The sequence below is a fragment of the Rhodococcus sp. WMMA185 genome (assembly GCF_001767395.1).
Taxonomy (GTDB): Bacteria; Actinomycetota; Actinomycetes; order Mycobacteriales; family Mycobacteriaceae; genus Rhodococcus_F.
This window is the reverse complement of record NZ_CP017014.1, coordinates 2,231,469-2,252,861: the sequence shown is the minus strand read 5'-3', so window position 1 is coordinate 2,252,861 and position 21,393 is coordinate 2,231,469. Positions and strand designations below refer to the sequence as shown.

Sequence of the window (21,393 nt, the reverse complement as noted above, 5' to 3'; positions counted from 1 at the left end):
CGCAGCGGGGGCGGGCCCAGGGAGTTACTGCGCTCTACCCTTCGGCGTACCGCGGGTCAGAGTGCTCTACGACTCACACGTCGTAGTACAGCTGGAACTCGTACGGGTGCGGACGCAGGTTGACCGGAGCGATTTCCTGCTCACGCTTGAGCGAGATCCAGGTCTCGATCAGGTCGGTCGTGAACACGCCACCCTCGGTGAGGTAGTCGTGGTCCGCTTCGAGGCGGTCGATGACGGCCGCGAGGCTCGTGGGAGCCTGCGGGATGTTGCGGGCCTCCTCCGGCGGGAGTTCGTAGAGGTCCTTGTCGACCGGAGCCTGCGGCTCGATCTTGTTCTTGATGCCGTCCAAGCCCGCCATCATCTGCGCCGCGAAGTTCAGGTAGGGGTTACCCGAGGAGTCGGGGGCGCGGAATTCGAGGCGCTTGGCCTTCGGGTTGTTGCCCGTGATCGGGATACGCACGGCGGCCGAGCGGTTGCGCTGGCTGTACACCAAGTTGATCGGAGCTTCGAAGCCCGGGACGAGGCGGTGGTACGAGTTGATCGTCGGGTTGGTGAAGGCCAGCAACGACGGAGCGTGGTGCAGGATGCCGCCGATGTACCAGCGAGCGGTGTCGGACAGGCCCGCATAGCCGGCCTCGTCGTGGAACAGCGGCTTTCCGTCCTTCCACAGCGACTGGTGCACGTGCATGCCCGAGCCGTTGTCACCGAAGAGCGGCTTCGGCATGAAGGTAGCGGACTTGCCGTGCTTCCATGCGGTGTTCTTGACGATGTACTTGAACAGCTGCAGGTCGTCTGCGGCGGCAAGCAGCGTGTTGAACTTGTAGTTGATCTCCGCCTGGCCTGCGGTGCCCACCTCGTGGTGGCCGCGCTCGAGGTCGAACCCGGCGTTCTGCAGGTTCGTGGCGATCTCGTCGCGGAGATCGACGTAGTGGTCGTACGGAGCGACGGGGAAGTAGCCGCCCTTGGGGCGGACCTTGTACCCGAGGTTCGGGGTGCCATCCGCGTTCAGCTCCGAGCCCGTGTTCCAGGAAGCCGACACGGAGTCGATCTCGTAGAACGAGCCGTTCATCTTCGAGTCGTAGCGGATCGAGTCGAAGATGTAGAACTCCGCCTCAGCGCCGAAGAACGCGGTGTCGGCGATACCGGTCGACTTCAGGTATTCCTCGGCCTTGCGGGCGACGTTGCGCGGGTCCCGGCTGTACGACTCACGCGTGAACGGGTCGTGGACGAAGAAGTTGATGTTCAGCGTCTTGGCGGCACGGAACGGGTCGATCTGCGCGGTGGAGACGTCGGGCAGGAGCATCATGTCCGACTCGTGGATTGATTGGAAGCCGCGGACGGACGAACCGTCGAACGCGAGGCCGTCCTCGAAGACGTCCGTGGTGAACGCGGAGGCCGGGATCGAGAAGTGCTGCAATACGCCGGGAAGATCGCTGAACCGGATGTCGACGTACTCGACGTTCTCTTCCTTGATGAACTTAATGACCTCTTCGGCCGTGGTGAAGGCCACGCTTGTGCTCCTTAAGTCGCGTCAGCTAAGTGATTACTGGCGAATTTCGTCGAGCCAAACCGTATGTACTCGGTGTTGCCCGCTGGTCAACCTTTTGTTTCGCCTATGTTACGTCGAATCTACCCTCCGCCTTCGGGCGGGATGTGATTGAATGCACAGCCCACAACTCCGGTGCGAAATCCGCGAAGACTAAACGCCTATCCTTGACAGCATGGCACGAATCACCGGTTCCTGGCTTTCCGGACCCTCGTCTGCACTTCCGGACGCCGCCGACGCGATGAAGCAGTCCTATCGAGGTGAGCGCCTCGGACTGCCGGAGGACGGGCCGGGTGCACTCGCGAGCACTGGTCGCCGTCTCGCGGCGCTGATGATCGACTGGGTGTCGTCGGCAGGTATCGCCGCGCTGATCCTCGGCGACCGATTCTTCGAAGGTCCGTTCTCGACCCTCACACTCGCAGTGTGGTTCGTCATCGGGATCGCGACCGTGACGCTGTTTTCCTTCACGCCGGGGCAGATCTGCCTCGGTATGCACGTTGCGCGCGTTGACGGGCCCGTCCGCGTCGGTTTCGTCCGTGCGTTGGTGCGGCAGGTACTGCTGGTCTTCGTGGTTCCTGGAACCATTACCGATGCCGATGGCCGTGGCATGCAGGATCGGGCCACGGGTACCGCTCTGGTTCGCGCACGCTGACCCGGTCCGGGGCCCGAACGAATGTCGGTCCCCGGGGCGAGCGGAGCGAGTCGCAATCAGCGAAGGGGCGAAGTGGGTAATTAGCGGCGACGGATGGTGCGCTGCACGCCGCGCATCTTCGCGCCGCCCGGCATCGGACCCTTGGGCAGCGCTGCGCCGCCCCCGCTGCCGCGGCTGCTGAGCGCCGCGAGCCGTGACTCGATGGCGTCCATCCGCTTGCTGTCGATGTTCTTCGGAAGCTTGTTCAGGCGTCTCTGCAACTGAGACAGCGGAACCTGGCCCTCGTCGTTGCCGATGACGAAGTCGTAGATCGGGGTGTCGCCCACCAACCGGGCGGCCTTCTTCTTCTCTTGAGCCAGGAGCGCTTTGACTCGCCCGGGCGATCCCTCGGCGACCAGAATGACGCCGGGACGTCCGATCACGCGGTGAACCGCGTCGAGCTGAGTGGTGCCGGCGACGGCGTTGGTGACGCGCCAGGAGCCCTGCATGTTGTCGAGTGCCCATGCGGCCGCGCCGGCCTGGCCTTCGGCCCTGCTGTAGACCGTCTTCTGCACGCGTCGGCCGAAGATGATGAACGCGCCGAGCGCGCCGAGCATGAGACCGATCGGTAAGAGGAACCACTGAATGCCCCAGATCAGACCGATGAGGAAGAAGACGACCGTCAGTCCGATGAGAGTGCCCAGCATGATCGGCAGAAGCAGCTTGTCTTCCTTGCGCTGCATCTGGAACGCCTGCCAGAGCTGAGTCCTGCGCTCCTTCGACGCCTGCCTGCGGGCTGCCTTGGCGGCTGCCTTTGCTTCTTTACTGGGCTTGCCCGCTTTGCCGGATTTGCTGCCTTTCGCCATGCTGTTCAGGATACTTCCCTGGCCGCACCCCGTAGCGACCCGTCCTGTGTACGCGCACGTCGTGCGCTCAGTGGGTGAGGCGAGTCAGGACGGAACTTGCTTCCTGTAGCGCGCTGCCCGCGTCGGCGAGGTGTTCCTGGCCCGCCGGCAACTTGCGGCCGTGACGGGCCATCGCCTGCGCGTACAGGCGGCCGGCGCGGTAGGACGAGCGAACCAGTGGCCCGGCCATCACACCGGCGAACCCGATCTGCTCGGCGGTCTGCGAGTGTTCGACGAACTCCTCGGGCTTGACCCATCGTTCGACCGGGTGATGTCGCGAGGAGGGGCGAAGGTATTGGGTGATGGTGATGATGTCGCAGCCCGCGTCATGGAGGTCGTGGAGAGCCTGGGTGACCTCGTCGGGTGTCTCGCCCATACCGAGGATGAGGTTGGACTTGGTCACAAGGTTGGCCTCGCGTGCAGCAGTGATCACGTCCAGGCTGCGTTGGTAGCGGAATGCCGGTCGGATCCGCTTGAAGATGCGGGGCACAGTTTCGACGTTGTGCGCCAAGACCTCTGGCCGGGTTGCGAACACCTCGGCCAATTGTTCGGGCTTCGCGTTGAAATCGGGGATCAGCAGTTCGACGCCGGTCCCGGGGTTGAGCTGGTGGATCAGGCGAACCGTTTCGGCATAGAGCCAGGCACCGCCGTCGGGTAGATCGTCCCGGGCGACGCCGGTGACAGTCGAGTACCGCAACCCCATCGCCTGAACGGATTCGGCGACTCGCCGGGGTTCGTCGCGATCGAGGTCGTCGGGCTTGCCGGTGTCGATCTGGCAGAAGTCGCAGCGACGGGTGCACTGCTGACCGCCGATCAGGAATGTCGCCTCGCGGTCTTCCCAGCACTCGTAGATGTTGGGGCAGCCGGCTTCCTCGCACACGGTGTGTAGGCCCTCGCGCTTTACGAGGCCTCTGAGCTCGGAGTATTCGGGCCCCATCTTGACCCGGGTCTTGATCCAGTTCGGCTTGCGCTCGATCGGGGTCTCCGCGTTTCGGATCTCGAGGCGGAGCAGTTTGCGTCCTTCTGGGGCCACAGTCACGGCACCGATCGTACTCCCGGTCAGGGTTTTGCGAAGGTCAGGGGCAGGCCGTCGTCAGCCGTACCGAACAGTGGTGAAGGTGGGTGTCGGGGAGATGTTCGCCACGACTTCCGCGTCAGATGTCGCCCGCTCGATGTCGTGATCGGTGATCGGAAGAACACCGTCGAGTGCGGCGGTGACCGCTGCCGTGACGGCGGGCTTGACCTCGCTGACGGTGACGTCGCGGCCTAACTCACGAGAGAGCGACGTGACGCCCGCATCCCGGATGCCGCACGGGACGATCGCGTCGAAGCCGGTGAGAACGGAGTTGCAGTTGAGAGCGAAACCGTGCAGCGCGACCCCGCGTTGTACGCGAACGCCGATGGCCGCGACCTTGCGCTCGGGCAATCTGCGCCCGTTTTCCGACGAGGCGGGCAACCACACGCCTGAGCGTCCGCCGACCCGCCCGCATTCGATACCGAGATCGGTGCATACGGAAATCAGTGCCTGCTCGAGCCTGCGTACGTAGCGCACGACGTCCACCGGTTCGGCCAGTTTCACGATGGGGTAGCCGACCAGTTGCCCCGGGCCGTGCCAGGTGATCTTTCCGCCGCGGTCTACATCGATGACCGGGGTGCCGTCAGTGGGCCGATCGGCGGGCTCGGTTCGTCGTCCGGCGGTGTAGACCGCAGGGTGTTCGAGCAGCAGCAGCGTGTCATCGCCCAGGCCCCCAGCCCGCTGCGCCGCGAGTTCGCGTTGACGATCCCATGCGGGGAGGTAGCCGATCGTGCCGAGATCTTCGACAACCATCGGCGACTGGCTGACGCGGGCGGATTGTGGCGCGCTCATGCGCTAGAGATTACGCCCGCGGACCGGGCGGGTCACCTCGAGTCGGTCACCGGACGAGGGCTGCGGCCGTCACCCGAGGAGGGCTGCGCTCAGGGCTTCACCAACGGTGTTGTGCCGGAAACTGTAACCGGCCTCCTCGAGCACGGCGGGAATCGCGCGCTGCCCTGACAGGACGCCTTCTCGAGCAAACTCTCCCACCAGTGCGCTCAGCGCGAACCCCGGAACTACCCAGGGTGCGGGGCGGTGCAACACCCTTGCCAGTGCATCGCTGAACTGTGCGTTGGTCACCGGCGCCGGACCGCTGAGATTCACTGGGCCCGAGATGTCTTCACGGGTCAGCACGAATTTGATCGCCTCGACCTCATCTTCCAAGGAGATCCAGGACAAGTACTGGCGACCGTTGCCGAGTCGTCCACCGAGTCCGATCGAATAGAGCGACTTCAGTTGTCCGAGAATTCCGCCGTGTGGTGAGAGGACAATGCCGCTGCGCAGCAGAATCGTTCGGACTTTCGCGGCGTCCGTAGACGTTGCCGCCGCTTCCCAATCGCGGCAGGTATCGGCGAGGAAACCGCTTCCAGGCGGGGACTTCTCGTCGACGATGCGGTCGCCGGTATCGCCGTAGTATCCCACCGCGCTCGCGTTCACGAATACGGGAACGCCTGCTGTGGTGACAGCCTCGGCGAGAACGTCAGTCGCTGCGATCCGACTGTCACGGATCAACTGCTTGTAGGCACCGTTCCAGCGCTTGCCACCGACTGCGACCCCGCACAGATTCACCACCGCGTCGGTCTCGGCGAGGACTTCCGTGTCGAGTCGGTCTCTTTGCGGATCCCAACGCGACTCGTCCGGTCCTGTCGGCGATCGGCGTACGAGACGTACGACGTCGTGGCCGTCGCTACGGAGGGACGAGACGAGAGCGGTCCCGATCAGCCCCGAGGAACCGGCGACGACTACTCGCATGTGCAACAGCCTCCTTTACAGAGCAGGGGCACCATTCCCGCGAGAAATGGTGCCCCTGCGCGAATTCGAACGTACCAACGCGGCTGTCCGAAAGAGCTACAGGCCGAGATCCGCCTCGAAGGACGCCTCCTCCAGACGCTCCTTGACCGTGGTCAGGAAGCGACCGGCGTCCGCGCCGTCGACTAGACGATGATCGTAGGTCAGCGGCAAGTAGCACATCGACCGAACTCCGATGGACTCGCTGCCGGACTCGTCGGTCACGACCACGGGCCGCTTGACTATCGCACCGGTTCCGAGCATCGCAGCCTGCGGGGGCACGAGGATCGGTGTATCGAACAGAGCGCCCTGGCTGCCGATGTTCGTGATCGTGAACGTGCCACCGGACAGTTCATCCGGCTTGAGACCTCCGGAGCGGGCGCGCTTGGCAATATCCGCGATCGCGCGAGCCAGGCCGGCCAGCGAGAGGTCGCCGGCGTTGTGGATGACCGGCGAGAGCAGACCCTGCTCGGTATCGACCGCGATTCCGAGGTGCTCGGCATCGTAGTAAGTGATCTGCTTGTTCGCTTCGTCGTAGCTGGCGTTGACGTTCGGGTGCGACTTCAGTGCTTCGACGACGGCCTTCGCGAAGAACGGGAGGAACGTGAGCTTGACACCCTCGCGTTCGAGGAATGCGCCCTTGGCCCGATCGCGCAGCGCCGCGATCCGGGTGACGTCGACCTCGAAGGTCTGGGTGAGCTGCGCCGTGCTCTGCAGCGATTCACGTGTCTTGGTAGCCGTGATCTGACGAATCCGGTTGGCCTTCTGGGTGGTCCCGCGCAAGTGGGCCAGCTCGGGGCGAACCCCGGCGGAGGCTGCAGCCGGTGTCGCTGCCGCTGGGGTAGATGCGGCCGGTGCAGCGGTCGCCGCGGCTTTCTTGGCCTCGGCCGCGGCGAGGACGTCCTGCTTGCGGATCCGGCCACCGACACCGGTGCCGGTGATCGAGGACAGATCGACGCCGTTCTCGGCGGCGAGTTTGCGCACCAGTGGAGTCACGTAGGGGGTGCTGTCACCGGATGTTGCCGTAGGAGCGGACGGGGCGACCGTGGGGGCGGGGGCACTCCTGGCGGGCTCGGCCTTCGCGGGCTGGGGAGCTGGCTCGGCCTTCGCGGGCTGCGGGGTGGGCTCGGCCTTCGCCGGGGCCGGCGTCGGTGCGGGCGCGGCGGCGGGCTTGGTTGCGGGGGAGCCGGAGCCGATGACAGCGAGTTGGCCACCGACGGCCACGGTGTCATCTTCCGCAGCGTTGATCTCGAGGAGCGTACCGGCGACAGGAGAAGGGATCTCGGTATCGACCTTGTCGGTGGAGATCTCGACGAGCGCCTCGTCCAGGGCGACCTCTTCGCCGACGGCCTTGAGCCAACGGGTGATGATGCCCTCGGTAACAGACTCGCCGAGTTCCGGCATCGTGACGACGGTGCCCTCTGACGATGCGGTGTCGGCGGAACTTGTCGTCTGGGCGGCTGCGGGCGCGGCGGGAGCCGCGGGCGCCGGGGGCGCAGCCGATTCCGCGGGTGCTGGTGTGGAAGCCGGGGCGGAGTCGGCGGTGGGGGCCTCGCCGGCGTCGCCGATGACGGCGAGTTCACCGCCGATTTCGACGGTGTCATCTTCCTGAGCAACGATCTTGCTGAGAACGCCGGCCACTGGAGAGGGGATCTCGGTGTCGACCTTGTCCGTGGAGACTTCGAGTAGGGGTTCGTCGACTTCGACCGTGTCTCCTTCCTGCTTGAGCCACCGCGTGACAGTTCCCTCGGTGACACTCTCACCAAGCGCTGGCATCTGGACGGAGAAGGCCATGTCTTTTGACTCCTCGACAGTCGTGTTCGGGTTGTTGAATTTTGTCGACTTGTGGTCGTGACCCATTGTTGCTCGAGATAAACGTCTCTTGCGGGCTACTAGCAGGTAATTCCTCTTCGTCGTCACCCACCCGCCGTGTCGGCGATTCATATCTTTCCATTGATTCCGCGAGCATGTCCGGCGAGGGCCATCGGTGAGGGACCCGGGAGTAGAGGGACATTCGGCCTACCGGTCAGTAGCTCGGTGTGCCGCCGTGGTGCGGCGTTGCCTGGCAAACTAGGAGGACAATTTCGACAGTTCCCTGCATCATGCAGAACATCACGTACACGAGGAGGTTGACGTGGGGTTGTTCGACCGTTTCTCACGGCCCCGGGCCGGCCGTGCCTCGGCTTCCACTGGGGATGCGGCCTACCTCGCGAACTGGGCGCGCACGCACCTCGGGGTCGAGGCGTACGTGGAACCCCAGACGACAGTGACTGAAGTCACCGTCGTCCTCGTCGCGGCCGACGGCGAATGGACCCGACGCAAGGTGGGCGGCGAACGTGGCGCCCGCAAACTCGGCGAAGATCTGCGCATCCCCGTGTACGACGTACGTAAGACCGGCTACCCGCAGCGGATGCGTGACTTCGACGCGCGTCGGCGCATAGAGCGCCGACGCGAGCGTGAGCGCGACCTGTAGGCGTTCGGAATCCCACCGTCGGGTGAATGTGCCGTTCGACGCTTCGGTTGCGAAGAAAAGCACATTCCCCTTGGCGCTGACGCGCTAGTTGTTGGTCGCGATGTCCTCGATCACCGAGATCATTGTGCGCACCGGTACGCCGGTGCCGCCTTTGCCTGTGTATCCCCACGGTCCCGACGAGTTGTAAGCCGGACCGGCAACGTCGATGTGCGCCCACTGCACGCCGTCCGCGACGAACTCCTTCAGGAACAGAGCCGCTGAGAGCATTCCGCCCCACCGGTGATTGGTGACATTGGCGAGATCGGCGACCTTCGAGTCGAGGTCCGAGCGCAGTTCGACAGGCATCGGCATGGCCCATGCGTTCTCGCCGACCTCCTGGGAGATCGCCGCGACGCGGTCGCGGAACTCGTCGGTGCCCATGACGCCGGGGGTGCGTGTGCCCAGGGCCACCATCTGAGCACCGGTGAGAGTCGCGGTATCGATGAGGTAGTCGGGGTTGTCCTCACACGCGCGGACGATCGCGTCGGCCAGGATGAGTCGTCCCTCAGCGTCGGTGTTGATGACCTCGACCGTCGTTCCACCGTATTGCGTCAGGACGTCACCGGGACGCTGTGCGGTGCCCGACGGCATGTTCTCGGCCATCGGAACGGTCGCGGTGACATCGACGGGTAGCCCGAGTTTCGCGGCGAGGACGACCGTGGCCACCACCGCTGCCGCACCGCCCATGTCGGAGGTCATGTTCTCCATGCCGGCGGCGGGCTTGATGGAGATACCGCCGGTGTCGAAAGTGACGCCCTTGCCGACGAGCGCTACCTTCGGTGCCTTCCGCTTCTTTGCCGAGTAGCTGAGCCGGACCAGTCGCGGCAGGCGAGACGACCCCTTGCCTACGCCCAGAATTCCTCCGTAGCCACCCTTTTCGAGTGCCTTCTCGTCGAGTATCTCGACCTTCAATCCGGCGTCGGTTCCGAGAACCTTTGCGCGATTGGCGAACTCGGCGGGAAAGAGATGGCTCGGGGGAGTGTTGACGAACTCGCGCGCAGTGGCGACGGCCTCGGCGATTGCCGCGGAGCGGGCGAGGGTGTTCTTGGCTTCCTTGGTCCGTGGCGCAGGTACCAGGAGTTCCACCCGCGACACGGGCTGCGCCTCGGGGCCGGGCGCGGACTTGGCTGACTTGAATTCCGTGAATCGGTACGCGCCCAAGGCGAAACCTTCCGCAGCGGCACCGAGATCGAGCACGGACAGTGTGGTAGAGGCGGTGCCGGCTCCGCCGAGTGTGCGGGACGCCGCCCCCGCCGATCGCCGGACCTGCTCGGCGTCGAGCTTCTCGGCGCTGCCGAGCCCGACCGCGAGAATGCTCTTGACCGGAAGAGTGGCCGGTGAAGGGATCCGGGTTGTCTCCTCGGCTTTGCCGGTTGCTCCGACCGCGATGAGAGTATCGAGCAGATCGGTCAGCACGGACTCGTCGATGAGGTCACCGCCGAGCGCAATTTCGGGGCCGTCCGAACTCGACGTCAATCCGATCACCAACACGTCAACCTTCTTGCCGACGGAACCGGCCAGAACGAGTTGTGGTCCGAGGGGTCGAGCTGTGCGAGTGCTCACGGTGTCTCCTGAGGCAGTTCTGAATTGGCGCGGGCCAGGTCGGGGTTGCTGTGCCGGACCCGACCCGATGCTAGTGCCCCTTCGGCGGGGATTCGACGGGTTGTGCGCACGGCCGAGCGGCAGTTGCCGTCGTTTGCCGAGTTCGACACCGGCGGCTGCTCGTCATGGAAGTCCTATCGGACGCTGAGCGGCGGTAGTTGTTCGATAGGATCACCGCCATGACAGGTGCCACCGAGTTCGTACGCGTCCCGCATCCCTCTCCTGCCTCTGAAGAAACACGGCGGGAGATTCTTGCGGCGCCCGGATTCGGCAAGCACTTCACCGACCATATGGTGTCGATCAGCTACTCCACCGCCCGCGGGTGGCACGACGCCAAGGTCGAGCCGTACGCACCGATCCAGCTCGACCCTTCTGCAATGGTCCTGCACTACGGTCAGGCGATATTCGAGGGCCTGAAGGCGTACAGGCAGCCCGATGGTCATATCTCGACCTTCCGTGCCGATGCGAATGCGAAACGGTTCCGGGATTCGGCGCGCCGACTCGCTATGCCGGAACTGCCGGAGGAGCTGTTCGTCGGGTCGATCGCCGAAGTGCTCGAACTCGATCACGCGTGGGTTCCTGCCGCGGGCAGTGAGGAATCGCTGTATCTGCGCCCATTCATGTACGCGACCGAGCCGGGGTTGGGTATTCGGCCCGCTGATGAGTACCGCTACCTGCTGATTGCGTGCCCCGCGGGCGCCTATTTCCCGCGCGGGGTCAAGCCAGTGACCGTGTGGCTGTCACGCGATTACATACGTGCAGCACCCGGTGGTACCGGAGCCGCCAAGTTCGCAGGTAACTACGCTGGGACGATGTTCGTGCAGAGGGAGGCCGCTGCCAAGGGTTGCGACAACGTTGTCTGGCTCGACGCGATCGAGCACAGGTATGTCGAGGAAATGGGCGCGATGAACTTGTTCTTCGTCTTCGGCTCCGGTTCCGACGCTCGCCTCGTGACGCCGTCACTGTCGGACTCATTTCTGCCAGGGGTCACCCGCGAGTCCCTGCTGACCCTGGCGACCGATGCCGGCTATGCCGTCGAGGAGCGAAGGATCAGCACCGACGAGTGGCGTGAGAAGGCGGTCGCGGGCGAGATCACCGAAGTGTTCGCGTGCGGTACGGCTGCCGTGATCACCCCTGTCTCTCACGTGAAGTCGGAGGAGGGCGAGTTCATGGTCGGCGATGGTGAGCCGGGCGAGGTCAGCATGGCCCTGCGCGATACCCTCACCGGGATCCAGCGGGGTACGTTCGCCGATACTCATGGCTGGATGAGGAGGATGTGGTGAGTCCGCATTCGGCTGAGGAATTTTAGAAAGCGAGACCGATCGCCGAGACGGTGACCGTGATCTCGAGTGCGGCCCCGAGCACATCACCGTTGATTCCGGCGAACCGCCGAACGCAGTGCGCCACCACGAGCATGCTGAGGGCGAGCGCCGCCGCCACGACGATGGGCCCTTGCCACCACGGCGACGTGCACCATGCGGCCGCTGCCAGTAGCGGAACGGTCCAGGCGATTCCGACCCAAGGGGACTGAGTTCCGGCCACCAAGGCGCCGAATCCTTCCTGGGACGACGCGGAGACACCGCGTCGGCAGGCGAACACCACCGCCACGCGACCTGCGGCGAAGGCCACGGCCACACAGCCGAATTGCCCTGCGGCGGCGAGCGCTCCGAAGGAAAGCCCCTGCGCGCCGAGGATGATCACCAGGGCGCACACTCCGAACGGCCCGGCTCCACCGCTGTGCATCACGGCCCGGGCACGTTCGGGAGGTCCGTAGCAGCCGAGCCCGTCGAACGTGTCGGACAGCCCGTCGATGTGCATGCCACGGGTAGCGAGTGCGTGTGCCCCGACCGTCAACAGTCCTGCAAGGGCAGGGTTCTGCCCGGCAGACACCAGAATCCACAACAGGCCAGTAGCCAGGACGCCGAGTGCGATTCCGGTGAGTGGTGCCGCTGTGATCGCGCGTCGCCCTGCGGTGCGATCCACCGAGTCCGGTCCGCGCAAGGGGAGAACCGTCAGCCAGGAGAAGGCCAATCGAACACCCGAGACCATCAGCCTGTTGGACCGGAGCCGGCCTGGTCGCCAGTGCCGTCAGCTTCCCCGCCGCTAGCTTCCTTGCTCTGAGTTTCTTCCTCGCCTTCGCGCTCACCTGTGCTGATGCCCGCCTCAGCGAAGGTCGCCATCTCCGCCAGGGCTGAAACGGCACCTTGCACGACGGGTAGCGCAGTTACGGCGCCGGACCCTTCGCCGAGCCGCATGTCCAACTCGAGGAGTGGCTCGAGCTGGAGGTGTTTCAGCGCAATGGTGTGCGCCGGTTCGGTGGAACGGTGCCCGGCAAGCCACCAGGAGCGGGCGCCGTGGGCCAGTTCCTCCGCGATCATTGCGGCTGCGGTGACGGTGACGCCGTCGAGGATCACCGGGGTCCTGCGCGTGGATGCCTGGGCGAGGAATCCCGCGATCGCCGCGAGATCCGCCCCCGCAGCTGTGCGCAACAGCGCCACGGTGTCGCGGGCTACGGGTCGTGCCCGGCGCATGGCATCTCGGATCGCCGCCGTCTTGCGAATCCAGCCGGCGTCGTCGATCCCCGTGCCACGGCCTACAGCGGCTACCGGTTCGGTGTCGGTCAATGTTGCGATCAGGACGGTGGCCGGCGTGGTGTTGCCGATTCCCATTTCGCCGGGGATCAACAAATCTGCGCCGGAATCGATTTCGGCGTCGGCGATCGCCCGTCCGGCGTCGATGGCCCTCAGCGTCTCCTCATGTGTGAGGGCATCCTCTCGGTCTATGGCCCCGGAGGACCGCCGGATCTTGAAGGCGGACAACGACGGATCGGTGTCGCCGTCCACGGAGATGTCGACGACGCGCACGCTGGCCCCTGCTCGGTTCGCGAGAACGTTGACCGCTGCCCCGCCGCTCGCGAAGTTGGCGACCATCTGGGCGGTCACCTCGGGAGGATAGGCCGAGACTCCGTTTCGTGCGATCCCGTGGTCTCCTGCGAATACGACCACCCGCGCGCGGACGAAAGGCGCTGGTGGGCAAACACCTTGGCAGGCCGCGACCCAACACGCGATCGCCTCGAGACGCCCTAGCGACCCGATCGGTTTGGTGAGCTGCAACTGACGGGCCTCGGCCTGTTCTCGTATCGCCTCGTCCGGTGGGATGACGGGTTCGAAACGGCTGGGGTCGCTGTCTGGGGTATCGCTGTGTGGGGTTTCGCCGTCTACGGACTCGCCGTTCACGGATTCGCTGCTCACGCTAGGCCTCTCGTTCGAGTTGACACTTCGGTTCCGCGCACTTGATCGGTGGGAGCATCTTTCAGGGTCATGGGCAGTCCGGCGACGACGAGAACTACCCTGTCGCAGATTTGGGCAAGGCGTGCGTTGAGGGCGCCGATCTCGTCGCGGAAGAGACGCCCGGACCGTGTCTCCGGGATGACACCGAGGCCCACCTCGGGGGTCACGAGGATGAGGGCGCCGTCGTAGCCGCGGACACTCGACACCAGAGCATCGGTTCGTGGAGTGATCGTGCCGCGCGGCAGGTCCCAAGCGCTGGCGCCGTCGAGCTCGAGGGTGAGCCAGGTACCGAGATCGTCGACGAGAGTGGCGCCGGCATCGGCAGGTGAGCGCAACTGCTCGGCGAGATCGAGGTGGTGGGCGGTTTCCACCGTGGTCCAGGTGTCCGGGCGCCGGTCGCGGTGCGCAGTGACGCGCTGTTCCCAGTCTTGGTCGCCGGTACCGCGGCGGCTGGTGGCAACGTAGCGCACCGGTCCCGATCCGGCGAGGGCCTGGGCCAGTTCCTCCGCGTAGGCAGACTTTCCGGACCGCGCACCGCCGAGCACCAGCGTTCGCGAGGGCTGGTTCGGATGAGTCGGTCGGTCCGACGTATCGGAGGTGGGCACGGGTGGAACGCTACCAATCGTCGCCGGTGGCAGAATTCCTCCCGGATCGGCCCGCGGGTCAGACGGGGTCGCCGGGGCTGACTCTCGGCTTGGGGGCGCGAAGCTTGCGGATCTGAGACGCGCGGACGAATGCGTACCAGCCGAGCTTGAAGCCCCCATCCGGGGTGTCGGGGAAGCGCACGCGGACCTGATTGTTGATCTTGCGCCCGAGCCACACGCCTTCTACCACCATGAACACCATCATGACGAGCATGGCGAGGGTGACGAGGGACTGCAGGGCCGGGCTCACGAACATCGCCATGATCAGGACCAAGGCCATCGGCATGAACAGGCCGACCAGGTTGCGCCGAGCGTCCACGATGTCGCGGACATAGGCGCGGACGGGGCCCTTGTCGCGCGGGAGGAGGTACTTGTCCTCACCCGCGAGCATTCGGGCACGGCGATCGGCGGCGGCAGCGCGCCGGTCCGCTGCGGCGATCTTGCGCTCTTCCTTCGTCCCCTTGGTGGCCTTCTTGCGGGCCCGGGCTTCCTTCGCCGTCAGCGGGGCGGGAGCGATGGGACCACGGCGCCTCGACTCGGCGTCACGTCGTTTGGGCGTGGGCCTACCCTTGCCTACCTGTTCTGTCGAGCCTTCCTGCTCGAGGGGCTCCGGGGCCGTGGCCGCCTCGGAGTCCGTGGACGGCTCCGCGGCCTCGACATTCCGCTTGCCTGAATTATCCGAATCACCGCGGCGTAGCAATTTCACCCTTCCAGCCTATTGGACGGGAAAGCGTAGAGGAAAATTGCCCTCACGTCGAAATGCGCCGGTCACGTCTACCGCTGGGACACAGATCACGTCGGCCGCAATAGACTCTTGCCGGTGCGAGTGATGATTGCGCCGGACTCCTTCGGCGGAACGCTGACCGCCCCGGAGGCGGCCGCCGCCATTGCTGCCGGATGGTCCGCGGTGCGTCCAGAAGATCAGTTGATCGAGGCGCCGCAATCCGACGGCGGTCCCGGTTTCGTCGAGGTGGTTGCCGCTGCGGGCGGCACCGTCCGGACCGCTGTCGTCGAAGGGCCCCTCGGTGCCGATGTCACAGCCAGATGGCTCCTCGATGGCGCCGACGCCTACGTCGAGTCGGCCCAGGCATGCGGGCTCGGGCTCCTGTGCGGACCACCGACGCCCGCCACCGCACGGGACGCGCACAGTCGAGGTGTCGGGCAGTTGATGGTGGCAGCGCTCGATTCGGGAGCGCGGCGCATCGTCGTGGGTCTCGGTGGCAGTAGCTGCACCGACGGTGGGCGTGGGTTGGTCGAGGTCTTGACGGAGACGTTCGGCAGTGCAGACGAGGCCCTCGCCCGGCTGCGGGGTGTGGAACTGGTCGCCGCGACCGACGTCGTGCACCCACTGCTGGGGATGCACGGTGCCGCGCGAGTCTTCGGTCCGCAGAAGGGCGCTGACCCCGACACCGTCGCGTTCCTCGAAGAACGGAACCGCGAGTGGGCGGGGCAGCTGCAATCGCTGACGTCGCGCGAGGTTGCCGAGGAACCGGGAGCCGGCGCCGCGGGCGGAATCGGTGCCGCGCTGTTCGCGCTGGGCGCGACGCGGGAATCCGGCGCGCAGCTGGTGGCGAGGCGGACGCGACAGGAACAGCAATTGGCATCGGCTCGATTGGTGATCACCGGTGAAGGGCGGCTCGACCGGCAATCGTTGCGCGGGAAACTCGTGGTCGAACTCTGTGCCGCCGCACGTCGACGGTCGATCCCGACGCTCGTCCTCGCCGGGCAGGTGCTGCTGGACCCGGTCGAACTCGACGGCGCGGGAATCGATCGCGCGCTGTCGCTCGTAGGTCGCGCCGGGTCGGTAGAACTGGCGATGGGCGACGCCTTCGCGCAGCTCAGGGATCTCGCTTCGGTTGCGGCGCGTGACTCGGAGATCGCTGAGACCGGGTAGTAACCCAAAGCCGAGGCGTCGGATACCATGGGCGTGGGTCGACCTGCGGATGTTGCCGCAGGGGATGGAACCCGGGAATAAGTCGGGCGCGGAGTACCGTTGAAGCGTTCACGGGTTTGTTTACGAACTACAGGGAGAGCCCATGACTGTGCAGAACGAGACCGGCGTCCACGGCGTCAAGATGACCGAAGCCGCGTCCGCCAAGGCGAAGGCGCTGCTCGATCAGGAAGGTCGTGACGACCTTGCGCTGCGGATCGCTGTGCAACCCGGCGGCTGCGCAGGACTGCGCTACCAGCTTTTCTTCGACGACCGTAACCTCGATGGCGACTTGGTCGTGGACTTCGGTGGTGTGTCCCTCGCTGTCGACCGAATGAGCGCGCCGTACGTCGAGGGTGCTTCGATCGACTTCGTCGATACCATCGAGAAGCAGGGCTTCACGATCGACAACCCCAATGCGACCGGTTCGTGCGCTTGCGGCGACTCCTTCAACTGAGTCCCGCACTCGCCGCAACTGAATCGACGAGTCTGACGCAAAGCCCACTGGCTTCTGCGTCAGACTTTTTTCGTGCCCGACCTCGCCGCGACGTGCTGCACCAGATCCGAGCGGTGGTCCGGGTACGGTAAAAATTCCGACCGACCTCATCGAAAGGCATCTGCCCGTGACAATTGCGGTAACCGGCTCCATCGCCACTGACCATCTCATGCGGTTCCCCGGCCGGTTCGCCGAGCAATTGCTCGCCGATCAGCTCAGCCACATCTCGCTGAGTTTCCTGGTCGACGATCTCGTGGTCCGACGAGGGGGAGTGGGCGGCAATATCGCCTACGCCATGGGCGTCCTCGGTGGCAATCCCCTATTGGTCGGGGCCGCCGGGGCAGACTTCGCCGACTACCGCGAGTGGCTCGAGAGCAACGGCGTCGACTGCACCGCTGTCCGGATTTCGACGCTCGCGCACACCGCGCGCTTCGTATGCACCACCGACGAGGACATGGCGCAGATCGCGTCGTTCTATCCCGGCGCGATGAGTGAAGCGCGTGAGATCGAACTCGCCGTGATCGCCGAGCACCGTGCACCGCTCGACCTTGTGCTGGTCGGGGCCAACGATCCCGAGGCGATGATCCGGCACACCGATGAATGCCGCGAGCAGAATATTCCGTTCGCCGCCGACCCGTCGCAGCAGCTGGCCCGGCTGGGTGGCAAGGAGGCGTCCGCACTGATCAACGGTGCCAAGTACCTGTTCACCAATGAGTACGAGTGGGGCCTGTTGCAGCAGAAAACGGGCTTGTCCGGGGAGGAGATCGGGGCGCAGGTCGGAGTCCGGATCACCACGCTCGGTTCCAAGGGCGTCGAAATCGTCGATTCCGATGGAAATTGGACGCGGGTCGGGGTCGTGCCGGAGAAGGGCAAGGTCGATCCGACGGGTGTCGGCGACGGATTCCGGGCAGGATTCCTCCTCGCACACACCGCAGGGCTGAGTTACGAGCGTTCGGCGCAACTGGGATCGCTCGTGGCTGTGCTGATTCTCGAAACGGTGGGTACGCAGGAGTGGACGTTCGATCGGGTCGAGGCGGTCAAGCGACTCGCGGACGCCTACGGTTCCACCGCCGCTGACGAGATTGCCGCCGTCCTGCCGTAGACATCCCGCACCGCGTGCACTGCCAAAACCAGCGTGCCGTGTGGTAGCGAGGCGCTACCACACGGCACGATTGGCTGAGGAAGCTTGTCCGAGGAATCTTGTCCGGGACGCTAGAGCGACACCGGGTACGCGGGTTCCGCGATTTCCGGAACGATGCGGTCCTCGACGAAGATGCCGTGCCACACCATGAAGATCAGCACGGTCCACAGGCGGCGACTGTGGTCGGACGCGCCGTCCCGGTGATCGCTGAGCATCTTGGCGACCGCAGCCTTGTCGAGAAGGTGATCGGTCCCCGATGCCGCGATCTGCTCGTGCGCCCAGTCGAACAGTTCGGTCCCGCGCAGCCAGTGCCGCAAGGGGACGGGAAAACCCAGTTTCGCCCGGTGCAGCACATGCCCGGGCACTATGCCCTCCAGCGCTTGTCGCAGCGCGTACTTGGTGGTGTTGTTGGCGATCTTCTGGTTCAGGGGCACCTGGGAGGAGACTTTGAAGACCTCGGGATCGAGGAACGGTACTCGCAACTCGAGCGAGTTGGCCATGGTCATCTTGTCTGCCTTGACGAGGATGTCACCGCGCAGCCAGGTGAACAGGTCGAGGTGCTGCATCCGAGCCACCGGATCCCAGCCTCGTGAGAGGTCGTAGATCGGATCGGTGACGTCGCGGTGCGTCCATTCGGGCCGGAAGTCGCGCAGAACCGCTCGCAACTGGGCGTCGTTGAAGCTGCGCGCATTGCCGTAGTAGCGCTCTTCGAGGGTCAGCGAGCCACGGTTGAGCAGGCTCTTGCCGCGGGTGCCCTCGGGAATGCGCTCGGAGAGCTTTCCAGCGGCCCTGCGCAGACCCCGTGGCAGGTACTCGAACGGCTTGAGTGACAGGGGTTCGCGGTAGATGGTGTATCCGCCGAACAACTCGTCGGCGCCTTCGCCCGACAGCACGACCTTGACGTGCTTGCGTGCCTCCTTCGCAACGAACCACAGTGGAACGAGCGCGGGATCGGCGACGGGGTCGTCGAGGTACCACACGATCTCGGGGATGGCGGCGGCGAACTCGGACGGGCTCACCACCTTGACGACGTGGCGTGCGCCGATTGCTGCGGCCGATTCGGCCGCGACATCAACCTCGGAGTAGCCCTCACGCTCGAAGCCCGTGGTGAACGTGATCAGGTTCGGGTTGTGCCGCATCGCGAGCGCTGCGATGGCTGTCGAGTCGATACCGCCCGACAGGAACGAACCGACCGTGACGTCGGCGCGCATGTGTTTGGCGACCGAATCCTCTAGCGCTTCCGCGATCTCCCTGTACCTCGCCTGCTCCGTGCCGGCCGCGAACGGACGAACCGGGAACGTGGGGGAGAAGTAGCGGGTGATGACGGGTGCCTCGCCGGGCCGCACCCGGGCGAAACAGCCGGATTCGAGCCGCCGGATGTGCCTGTGCAGTGTTTCGGGCTCAGGGACGTACTGCAGCACTGTGTAATGCTCGACGGCCCGCGGATCGAGTTCGGTTCCGATGCCGATCAGGCTTGCCAACTCGAGCAGGCTCTTCTTCTCGCTACCGAAAGCGGTGCCACCGATACCTGTCGCGAGGAACAGGGGCTTGATACCGAACGGGTCGCGGGCGATGAACAGCTCCCGGGTCGCCGTGTCCCAGATCGCGAACGCGAACATCCCTCGCAGCCGGCGGACGGCATCTTCGCCCCAGTAGTGGAAAGCGGCGACGATGGCTTCGCTGTCGCCCTCCGTGGTGAATCGCGCACCGAACTGGTCGGCAAGCTCGGCGCGGATCTCGAGGTAGTTGTAGATCTCGCCGTTGAAGGTCAGCGCGTAGCGTTCCGGATCCTCCTCCGGCCCCCAGCGCAAGGGCTGGTGCGAGTGTTCGATATCGATGATCGACAACCGGTTGAACCCGAACACCAGGTGGCCGTCGTGCCAGGTGCCGTGCTCGTCCGGCCCACGGTGGCGCAGACAGTGCATCGCCTGGTCGACTCGTGAAACGGTGTCGTCGCTGGTTTCTCCGGAGGTCAGTAGCCCGAGCAGTCCGCACACAGCGTCCGGTACCTCAATTCAGGATTTGGGAAGGCCCCACGATGTGGAGGGGCCGGGGAACTCTGTCGGAAAGTATGCCGCAGAATGCCGGGCTGTCCGATCAGGGCCGCCAACTTCGTTACTTGGACAATACGGACTCCCGGGGCGTCGGCACGTCTGACCCGAAATCAGCGAGCCCCCACCTTTGGTCTACGCTGCGTAGTAATTGGGCCTTACCCATCGGGTTGCCCTAGTGGACTATTGCGGCGATCAGGAAGGCGTGCACGTGGTGCAAGGTCGGATCCTTCGGCGGGCAGGGCTGGCAGTTTCTTTGGGCATTGCTGCCTTGCTGCTGTCGGGTTGCTCAATCGACAACGAGGTGCTTCGTTTCGGGTGGCCTTCGGGCGTTACCCCGCAGGCCACCCGAATGCGTGAACTGTGGACCTGGTCGGTCATCGCCGCCCTCGCCATGGGTGTGCTGGTGTGGGGACTCACATTCTGGGCGGTGATCTTCCACCGTAAGAAGAAGGACTCACCGGAGTTTCCGCGTCAGACGGCGTACAACGTTCCGCTGGAACTGGCCTACACGGCGGTCCCGTTCGTCATCATCTCCGTCCTGTTCTACTTCACGGTGGTCGTGCAGAACCACGTTCTCGATAAAGAGGACAATCCCGATGTAGTGGTGGATGTCACCGCCTTCCAGTGGAACTGGAAGTTCGGTTACCGCTCCATCGACTTCGGTGATGGCGCCGGCAGATACGACGGCGTCGATCTCGAGGCCCAGGCTGCTGCCGAGACGGCCCCGGGCGAAGAGGGCGAGGCACCCGGACCCGTTCACGGCAAGTCTCCTCAGGACCTGTCCTACCTGCGCTACGACAAGATCGAGACCGTCGGCACGAGCGAAGAGATCCCGATCCTCGTTCTCCCCACCGGCAAGCGGATCCAGTTCGATCTGGCATCGTCCGATGTCGTCCATGCGTTCTGGGTACCGGAGTTCCTCTTCAAGCGCGATGTGCTCCCGAACCCGGCGGAGAACCACTCCGACAATGTCTTCCAGATCAGTGAGATCGAGCGTGAAGGCGCCTTCGTCGGACGCTGTGCGGAGATGTGCGGCACGTTCCACGCGATGATGAACTTCGAGGTCCGTGCCGTCACTCCCGACAAGTTCCAGCAGTACATCGAGTTGCGTATGCCCGCAGAGGATGGCGGCCAAGGTCTGACCACGGCGCAAGCGCTGCAGGCTATCGGTGAATCCCCTGTTGCCACGTCGACGTCTCCCTTCACTACCGATCGCGGCTACAGGCAGGCGAGCGGTGTCGAAGGTAGCTGAACCTGCTGCCGATACCTCACTGACCAAGGACAAGTACTGATATGAAGATCGAAGCGAAGCTCTTCGAGATCCTGACGGTGTTCTTCATTCTCGTCGCGATCGTGTACGGCGGCTTCACCGCCGTGTCGCGCACGGGCATCGAATGGGCGGGATTGACTGCCATCTGCCTTTCGGCGGGGCTGACGCTGATCGTCGGAACGTACTTCCGTTTCGTCGCCCGGCGTCTCGATACCCGCCCCGAGGATTACGAAGATGCTGAGATCGCAGACGGTGCAGGCGATCTGGGTTTCTTCAGCCCCGGTAGCTATTGGCCGATCCTGCTTGCTGCGGCAGCAGGACTGGCCGCTGTCTCGCTGGCGTTCTTCCAGATCTGGCTGGTGGTAGTCGCGGTGGTTGCCATACTCGCCGCGGCCGCAGGACTCGTCTTCGAGTACTACGTCGGACCCGAGAAGCACTAGGTCCGCACCACAGAACGAGCGTAAGGCGCCGAGCCCCATGGGGTTCGGCGCCTTACGTCGTTGTGGGGG

The 21,393-nt window shown here is 65.0% G+C and carries 20 protein-coding genes; 8 read left to right on the top strand and 12 right to left on the bottom strand.

Features of this window, described 5'->3' with window-relative positions:
* Positions 1 to 73: 73 nt before the first annotated feature.
* Complete coding sequence (glnA, locus tag BFN03_RS09980) at positions 74 to 1,510, bottom strand: type I glutamate--ammonia ligase (RefSeq protein ID WP_070378877.1); 1,437 nt, start codon at positions 1,508 to 1,510, stop codon at positions 74 to 76.
* Positions 1,511 to 1,721: 211 nt separating this feature from the next.
* On the opposite strand from glnA, the gene BFN03_RS09975 reads away from it, so the two are divergent.
* The gene (locus tag BFN03_RS09975) at positions 1,722 to 2,198 is read left to right on the top strand and encodes an RDD family protein (protein WP_070378876.1); all 477 of its coding nucleotides are present in this window, start codon (positions 1,722 to 1,724) and stop codon (positions 2,196 to 2,198) included.
* Positions 2,199 to 2,278: 80 nt separating this feature from the next.
* On the opposite strand, the gene BFN03_RS09970 is transcribed toward BFN03_RS09975, so the two are convergent.
* From BFN03_RS09970 to sucB, 5 genes are all read right to left on the bottom strand, one after another.
* Positions 2,279 to 3,043 (bottom strand): DUF4191 domain-containing protein, encoded by a 765-nt coding sequence (locus tag BFN03_RS09970; protein WP_070378875.1) that lies wholly within the window; start codon positions 3,041 to 3,043, stop codon positions 2,279 to 2,281.
* Positions 3,044 to 3,110: 67 nt separating this feature from the next.
* Positions 3,111 to 4,121 (bottom strand): lipoyl synthase, encoded by a 1,011-nt coding sequence (gene lipA / locus BFN03_RS09965; RefSeq protein WP_198163252.1) that lies wholly within the window; start codon positions 4,119 to 4,121, stop codon positions 3,111 to 3,113.
* Positions 4,122 to 4,175: 54 nt separating this feature from the next.
* Complete coding sequence (gene lipB, locus BFN03_RS09960; protein ID WP_070378874.1) at positions 4,176 to 4,949, bottom strand: lipoyl(octanoyl) transferase LipB; 774 nt, start codon at positions 4,947 to 4,949, stop codon at positions 4,176 to 4,178.
* Positions 4,950 to 5,018: 69 nt separating this feature from the next.
* Positions 5,019 to 5,909, bottom strand: coding sequence for a TIGR01777 family oxidoreductase (locus BFN03_RS09955; protein ID WP_070378873.1), 891 nt, complete (start codon positions 5,907 to 5,909; stop codon positions 5,019 to 5,021).
* A gap of 96 nt (positions 5,910 to 6,005) precedes the next feature.
* On the bottom strand, positions 6,006 to 7,739 hold the full coding sequence (gene sucB, locus BFN03_RS09950) for a 2-oxoglutarate dehydrogenase, E2 component, dihydrolipoamide succinyltransferase (RefSeq protein WP_070380792.1): 1,734 nt from the start codon (positions 7,737 to 7,739) through the stop codon (positions 6,006 to 6,008).
* Positions 7,740 to 8,079: 340 nt separating this feature from the next.
* Here sucB and BFN03_RS09945 point away from each other — a divergent pair, with 340 nt between their 5' ends.
* Entirely contained in the window at positions 8,080 to 8,418 is a 339-nt protein-coding gene (locus tag BFN03_RS09945; protein ID WP_070378872.1) for an oxidoreductase, read from the top strand.
* 84 nt (positions 8,419 to 8,502) lie between these two features.
* On the opposite strand, the gene BFN03_RS09940 is transcribed toward BFN03_RS09945, so the two are convergent.
* Positions 8,503 to 10,020 (bottom strand): leucyl aminopeptidase, encoded by a 1,518-nt coding sequence (locus BFN03_RS09940; RefSeq protein ID WP_070378871.1) that lies wholly within the window; start codon positions 10,018 to 10,020, stop codon positions 8,503 to 8,505.
* A gap of 218 nt (positions 10,021 to 10,238) precedes the next feature.
* On the opposite strand from BFN03_RS09940, the gene BFN03_RS09935 reads away from it, so the two are divergent.
* On the top strand, positions 10,239 to 11,342 hold the full coding sequence (locus BFN03_RS09935) for a branched-chain amino acid aminotransferase (RefSeq protein WP_070378870.1): 1,104 nt from the start codon (positions 10,239 to 10,241) through the stop codon (positions 11,340 to 11,342).
* 22 nt (positions 11,343 to 11,364) lie between these two features.
* Here BFN03_RS09935 and BFN03_RS09930 read toward each other — a convergent pair whose 3' ends face one another.
* The 4 genes from BFN03_RS09930 to BFN03_RS09915 all read right to left on the bottom strand — a co-directional run bounded on the left by BFN03_RS09930 (position 11,365) and on the right by BFN03_RS09915 (position 14,699).
* Entirely contained in the window at positions 11,365 to 12,108 is a 744-nt protein-coding gene (locus tag BFN03_RS09930) for an adenosylcobinamide-GDP ribazoletransferase (protein WP_070378869.1), read from the bottom strand.
* A complete protein-coding gene (gene cobT, locus BFN03_RS09925; RefSeq protein WP_232320521.1) occupies positions 12,108 to 13,217 on the bottom strand; it encodes a nicotinate-nucleotide--dimethylbenzimidazole phosphoribosyltransferase in 1,110 nt (369 codons plus the stop codon). The genes BFN03_RS09930 and cobT overlap by 1 nt, the downstream gene beginning before the upstream one ends.
* Before the next feature lie 89 nt (positions 13,218 to 13,306).
* Positions 13,307 to 13,954 carry a bifunctional adenosylcobinamide kinase/adenosylcobinamide-phosphate guanylyltransferase gene (gene cobU / locus BFN03_RS09920; RefSeq protein WP_070378868.1) on the bottom strand — a complete coding sequence of 216 codons (648 nt, stop codon included), beginning with the start codon at positions 13,952 to 13,954 and terminating at the stop codon, positions 13,307 to 13,309.
* A 58-nt stretch (positions 13,955 to 14,012) separates the two neighbouring features.
* Positions 14,013 to 14,699, bottom strand: a complete 687-nt coding sequence (locus tag BFN03_RS09915) for a DUF3043 domain-containing protein (protein WP_070378867.1) — start codon at positions 14,697 to 14,699, stop codon at positions 14,013 to 14,015.
* A 114-nt stretch (positions 14,700 to 14,813) separates the two neighbouring features.
* On the opposite strand from BFN03_RS09915, the gene BFN03_RS09910 reads away from it, so the two are divergent.
* The 3 genes from BFN03_RS09910 to BFN03_RS09900 all read left to right on the top strand — a co-directional run bounded on the left by BFN03_RS09910 (position 14,814) and on the right by BFN03_RS09900 (position 17,521).
* Positions 14,814 to 15,887: a glycerate kinase family protein gene (locus BFN03_RS09910; protein ID WP_070378866.1), complete on the top strand. Its 1,074-nt coding sequence runs from the start codon at positions 14,814 to 14,816 to the stop codon at positions 15,885 to 15,887.
* Between the two features lie 142 nt (positions 15,888 to 16,029).
* Positions 16,030 to 16,380 (top strand): HesB/IscA family protein, encoded by a 351-nt coding sequence (locus tag BFN03_RS09905; protein ID WP_070378865.1) that lies wholly within the window; start codon positions 16,030 to 16,032, stop codon positions 16,378 to 16,380.
* 166 nt (positions 16,381 to 16,546) lie between these two features.
* A complete protein-coding gene (locus BFN03_RS09900) occupies positions 16,547 to 17,521 on the top strand; it encodes a carbohydrate kinase family protein (protein ID WP_070378864.1) in 975 nt (324 codons plus the stop codon).
* Between the two features lie 110 nt (positions 17,522 to 17,631).
* Here the strand turns inward: BFN03_RS09900 and asnB are convergent, their stop codons facing one another.
* Positions 17,632 to 19,557, bottom strand: coding sequence for an asparagine synthase (glutamine-hydrolyzing) (gene asnB / locus BFN03_RS09895; RefSeq protein WP_070378863.1), 1,926 nt, complete (start codon positions 19,555 to 19,557; stop codon positions 17,632 to 17,634).
* Between the two features lie 259 nt (positions 19,558 to 19,816).
* Between asnB and ctaC the strand changes: the two genes are divergently transcribed.
* The gene (ctaC, locus tag BFN03_RS09890) at positions 19,817 to 20,866 is read left to right on the top strand and encodes an aa3-type cytochrome oxidase subunit II (protein ID WP_070380790.1); all 1,050 of its coding nucleotides are present in this window, start codon (positions 19,817 to 19,819) and stop codon (positions 20,864 to 20,866) included.
* 41 nt (positions 20,867 to 20,907) lie between these two features.
* A complete protein-coding gene (locus tag BFN03_RS09885; protein WP_070378862.1) occupies positions 20,908 to 21,324 on the top strand; it encodes a cytochrome c oxidase subunit 4 in 417 nt (138 codons plus the stop codon).
* Positions 21,325 to 21,393: the final 69 nt, after the last annotated feature.

What these genes read in the sequence shown, in the direction of transcription:
- BFN03_RS09975 (WP_070378876.1), top strand. Translation starts at nt 1,722, where the DNA reads ATGGCACGAATCACCGGTTCCTGGCTTTCCGGACCCTCGTCTGCACTT.
- BFN03_RS09970 (WP_070378875.1), bottom strand. Translation starts at nt 3,043, where the DNA reads ATGGCGAAAGGCAGCAAATCCGGCAAAGCGGGCAAGCCCAGTAAAGAA.
- lipB (WP_070378874.1), bottom strand. Translation starts at nt 4,949, where the DNA reads ATGAGCGCGCCACAATCCGCCCGCGTCAGCCAGTCGCCGATGGTTGTC.
- BFN03_RS09955 (WP_070378873.1), bottom strand. Translation starts at nt 5,909, where the DNA reads ATGCGAGTAGTCGTCGCCGGTTCCTCGGGGCTGATCGGGACCGCTCTC.
- sucB (WP_070380792.1), bottom strand. Translation starts at nt 7,739, where the DNA reads ATGGCCTTCTCCGTCCAGATGCCAGCGCTTGGTGAGAGTGTCACCGAG.
- BFN03_RS09935 (WP_070378870.1), top strand. Translation starts at nt 10,239, where the DNA reads ATGACAGGTGCCACCGAGTTCGTACGCGTCCCGCATCCCTCTCCTGCC.
- BFN03_RS09930 (WP_070378869.1), bottom strand. Translation starts at nt 12,108, where the DNA reads ATGGTCTCGGGTGTTCGATTGGCCTTCTCCTGGCTGACGGTTCTCCCC.
- BFN03_RS09905 (WP_070378865.1), top strand. Translation starts at nt 16,030, where the DNA reads ATGACTGTGCAGAACGAGACCGGCGTCCACGGCGTCAAGATGACCGAA.
- BFN03_RS09885 (WP_070378862.1), top strand. Translation starts at nt 20,908, where the DNA reads ATGAAGATCGAAGCGAAGCTCTTCGAGATCCTGACGGTGTTCTTCATT.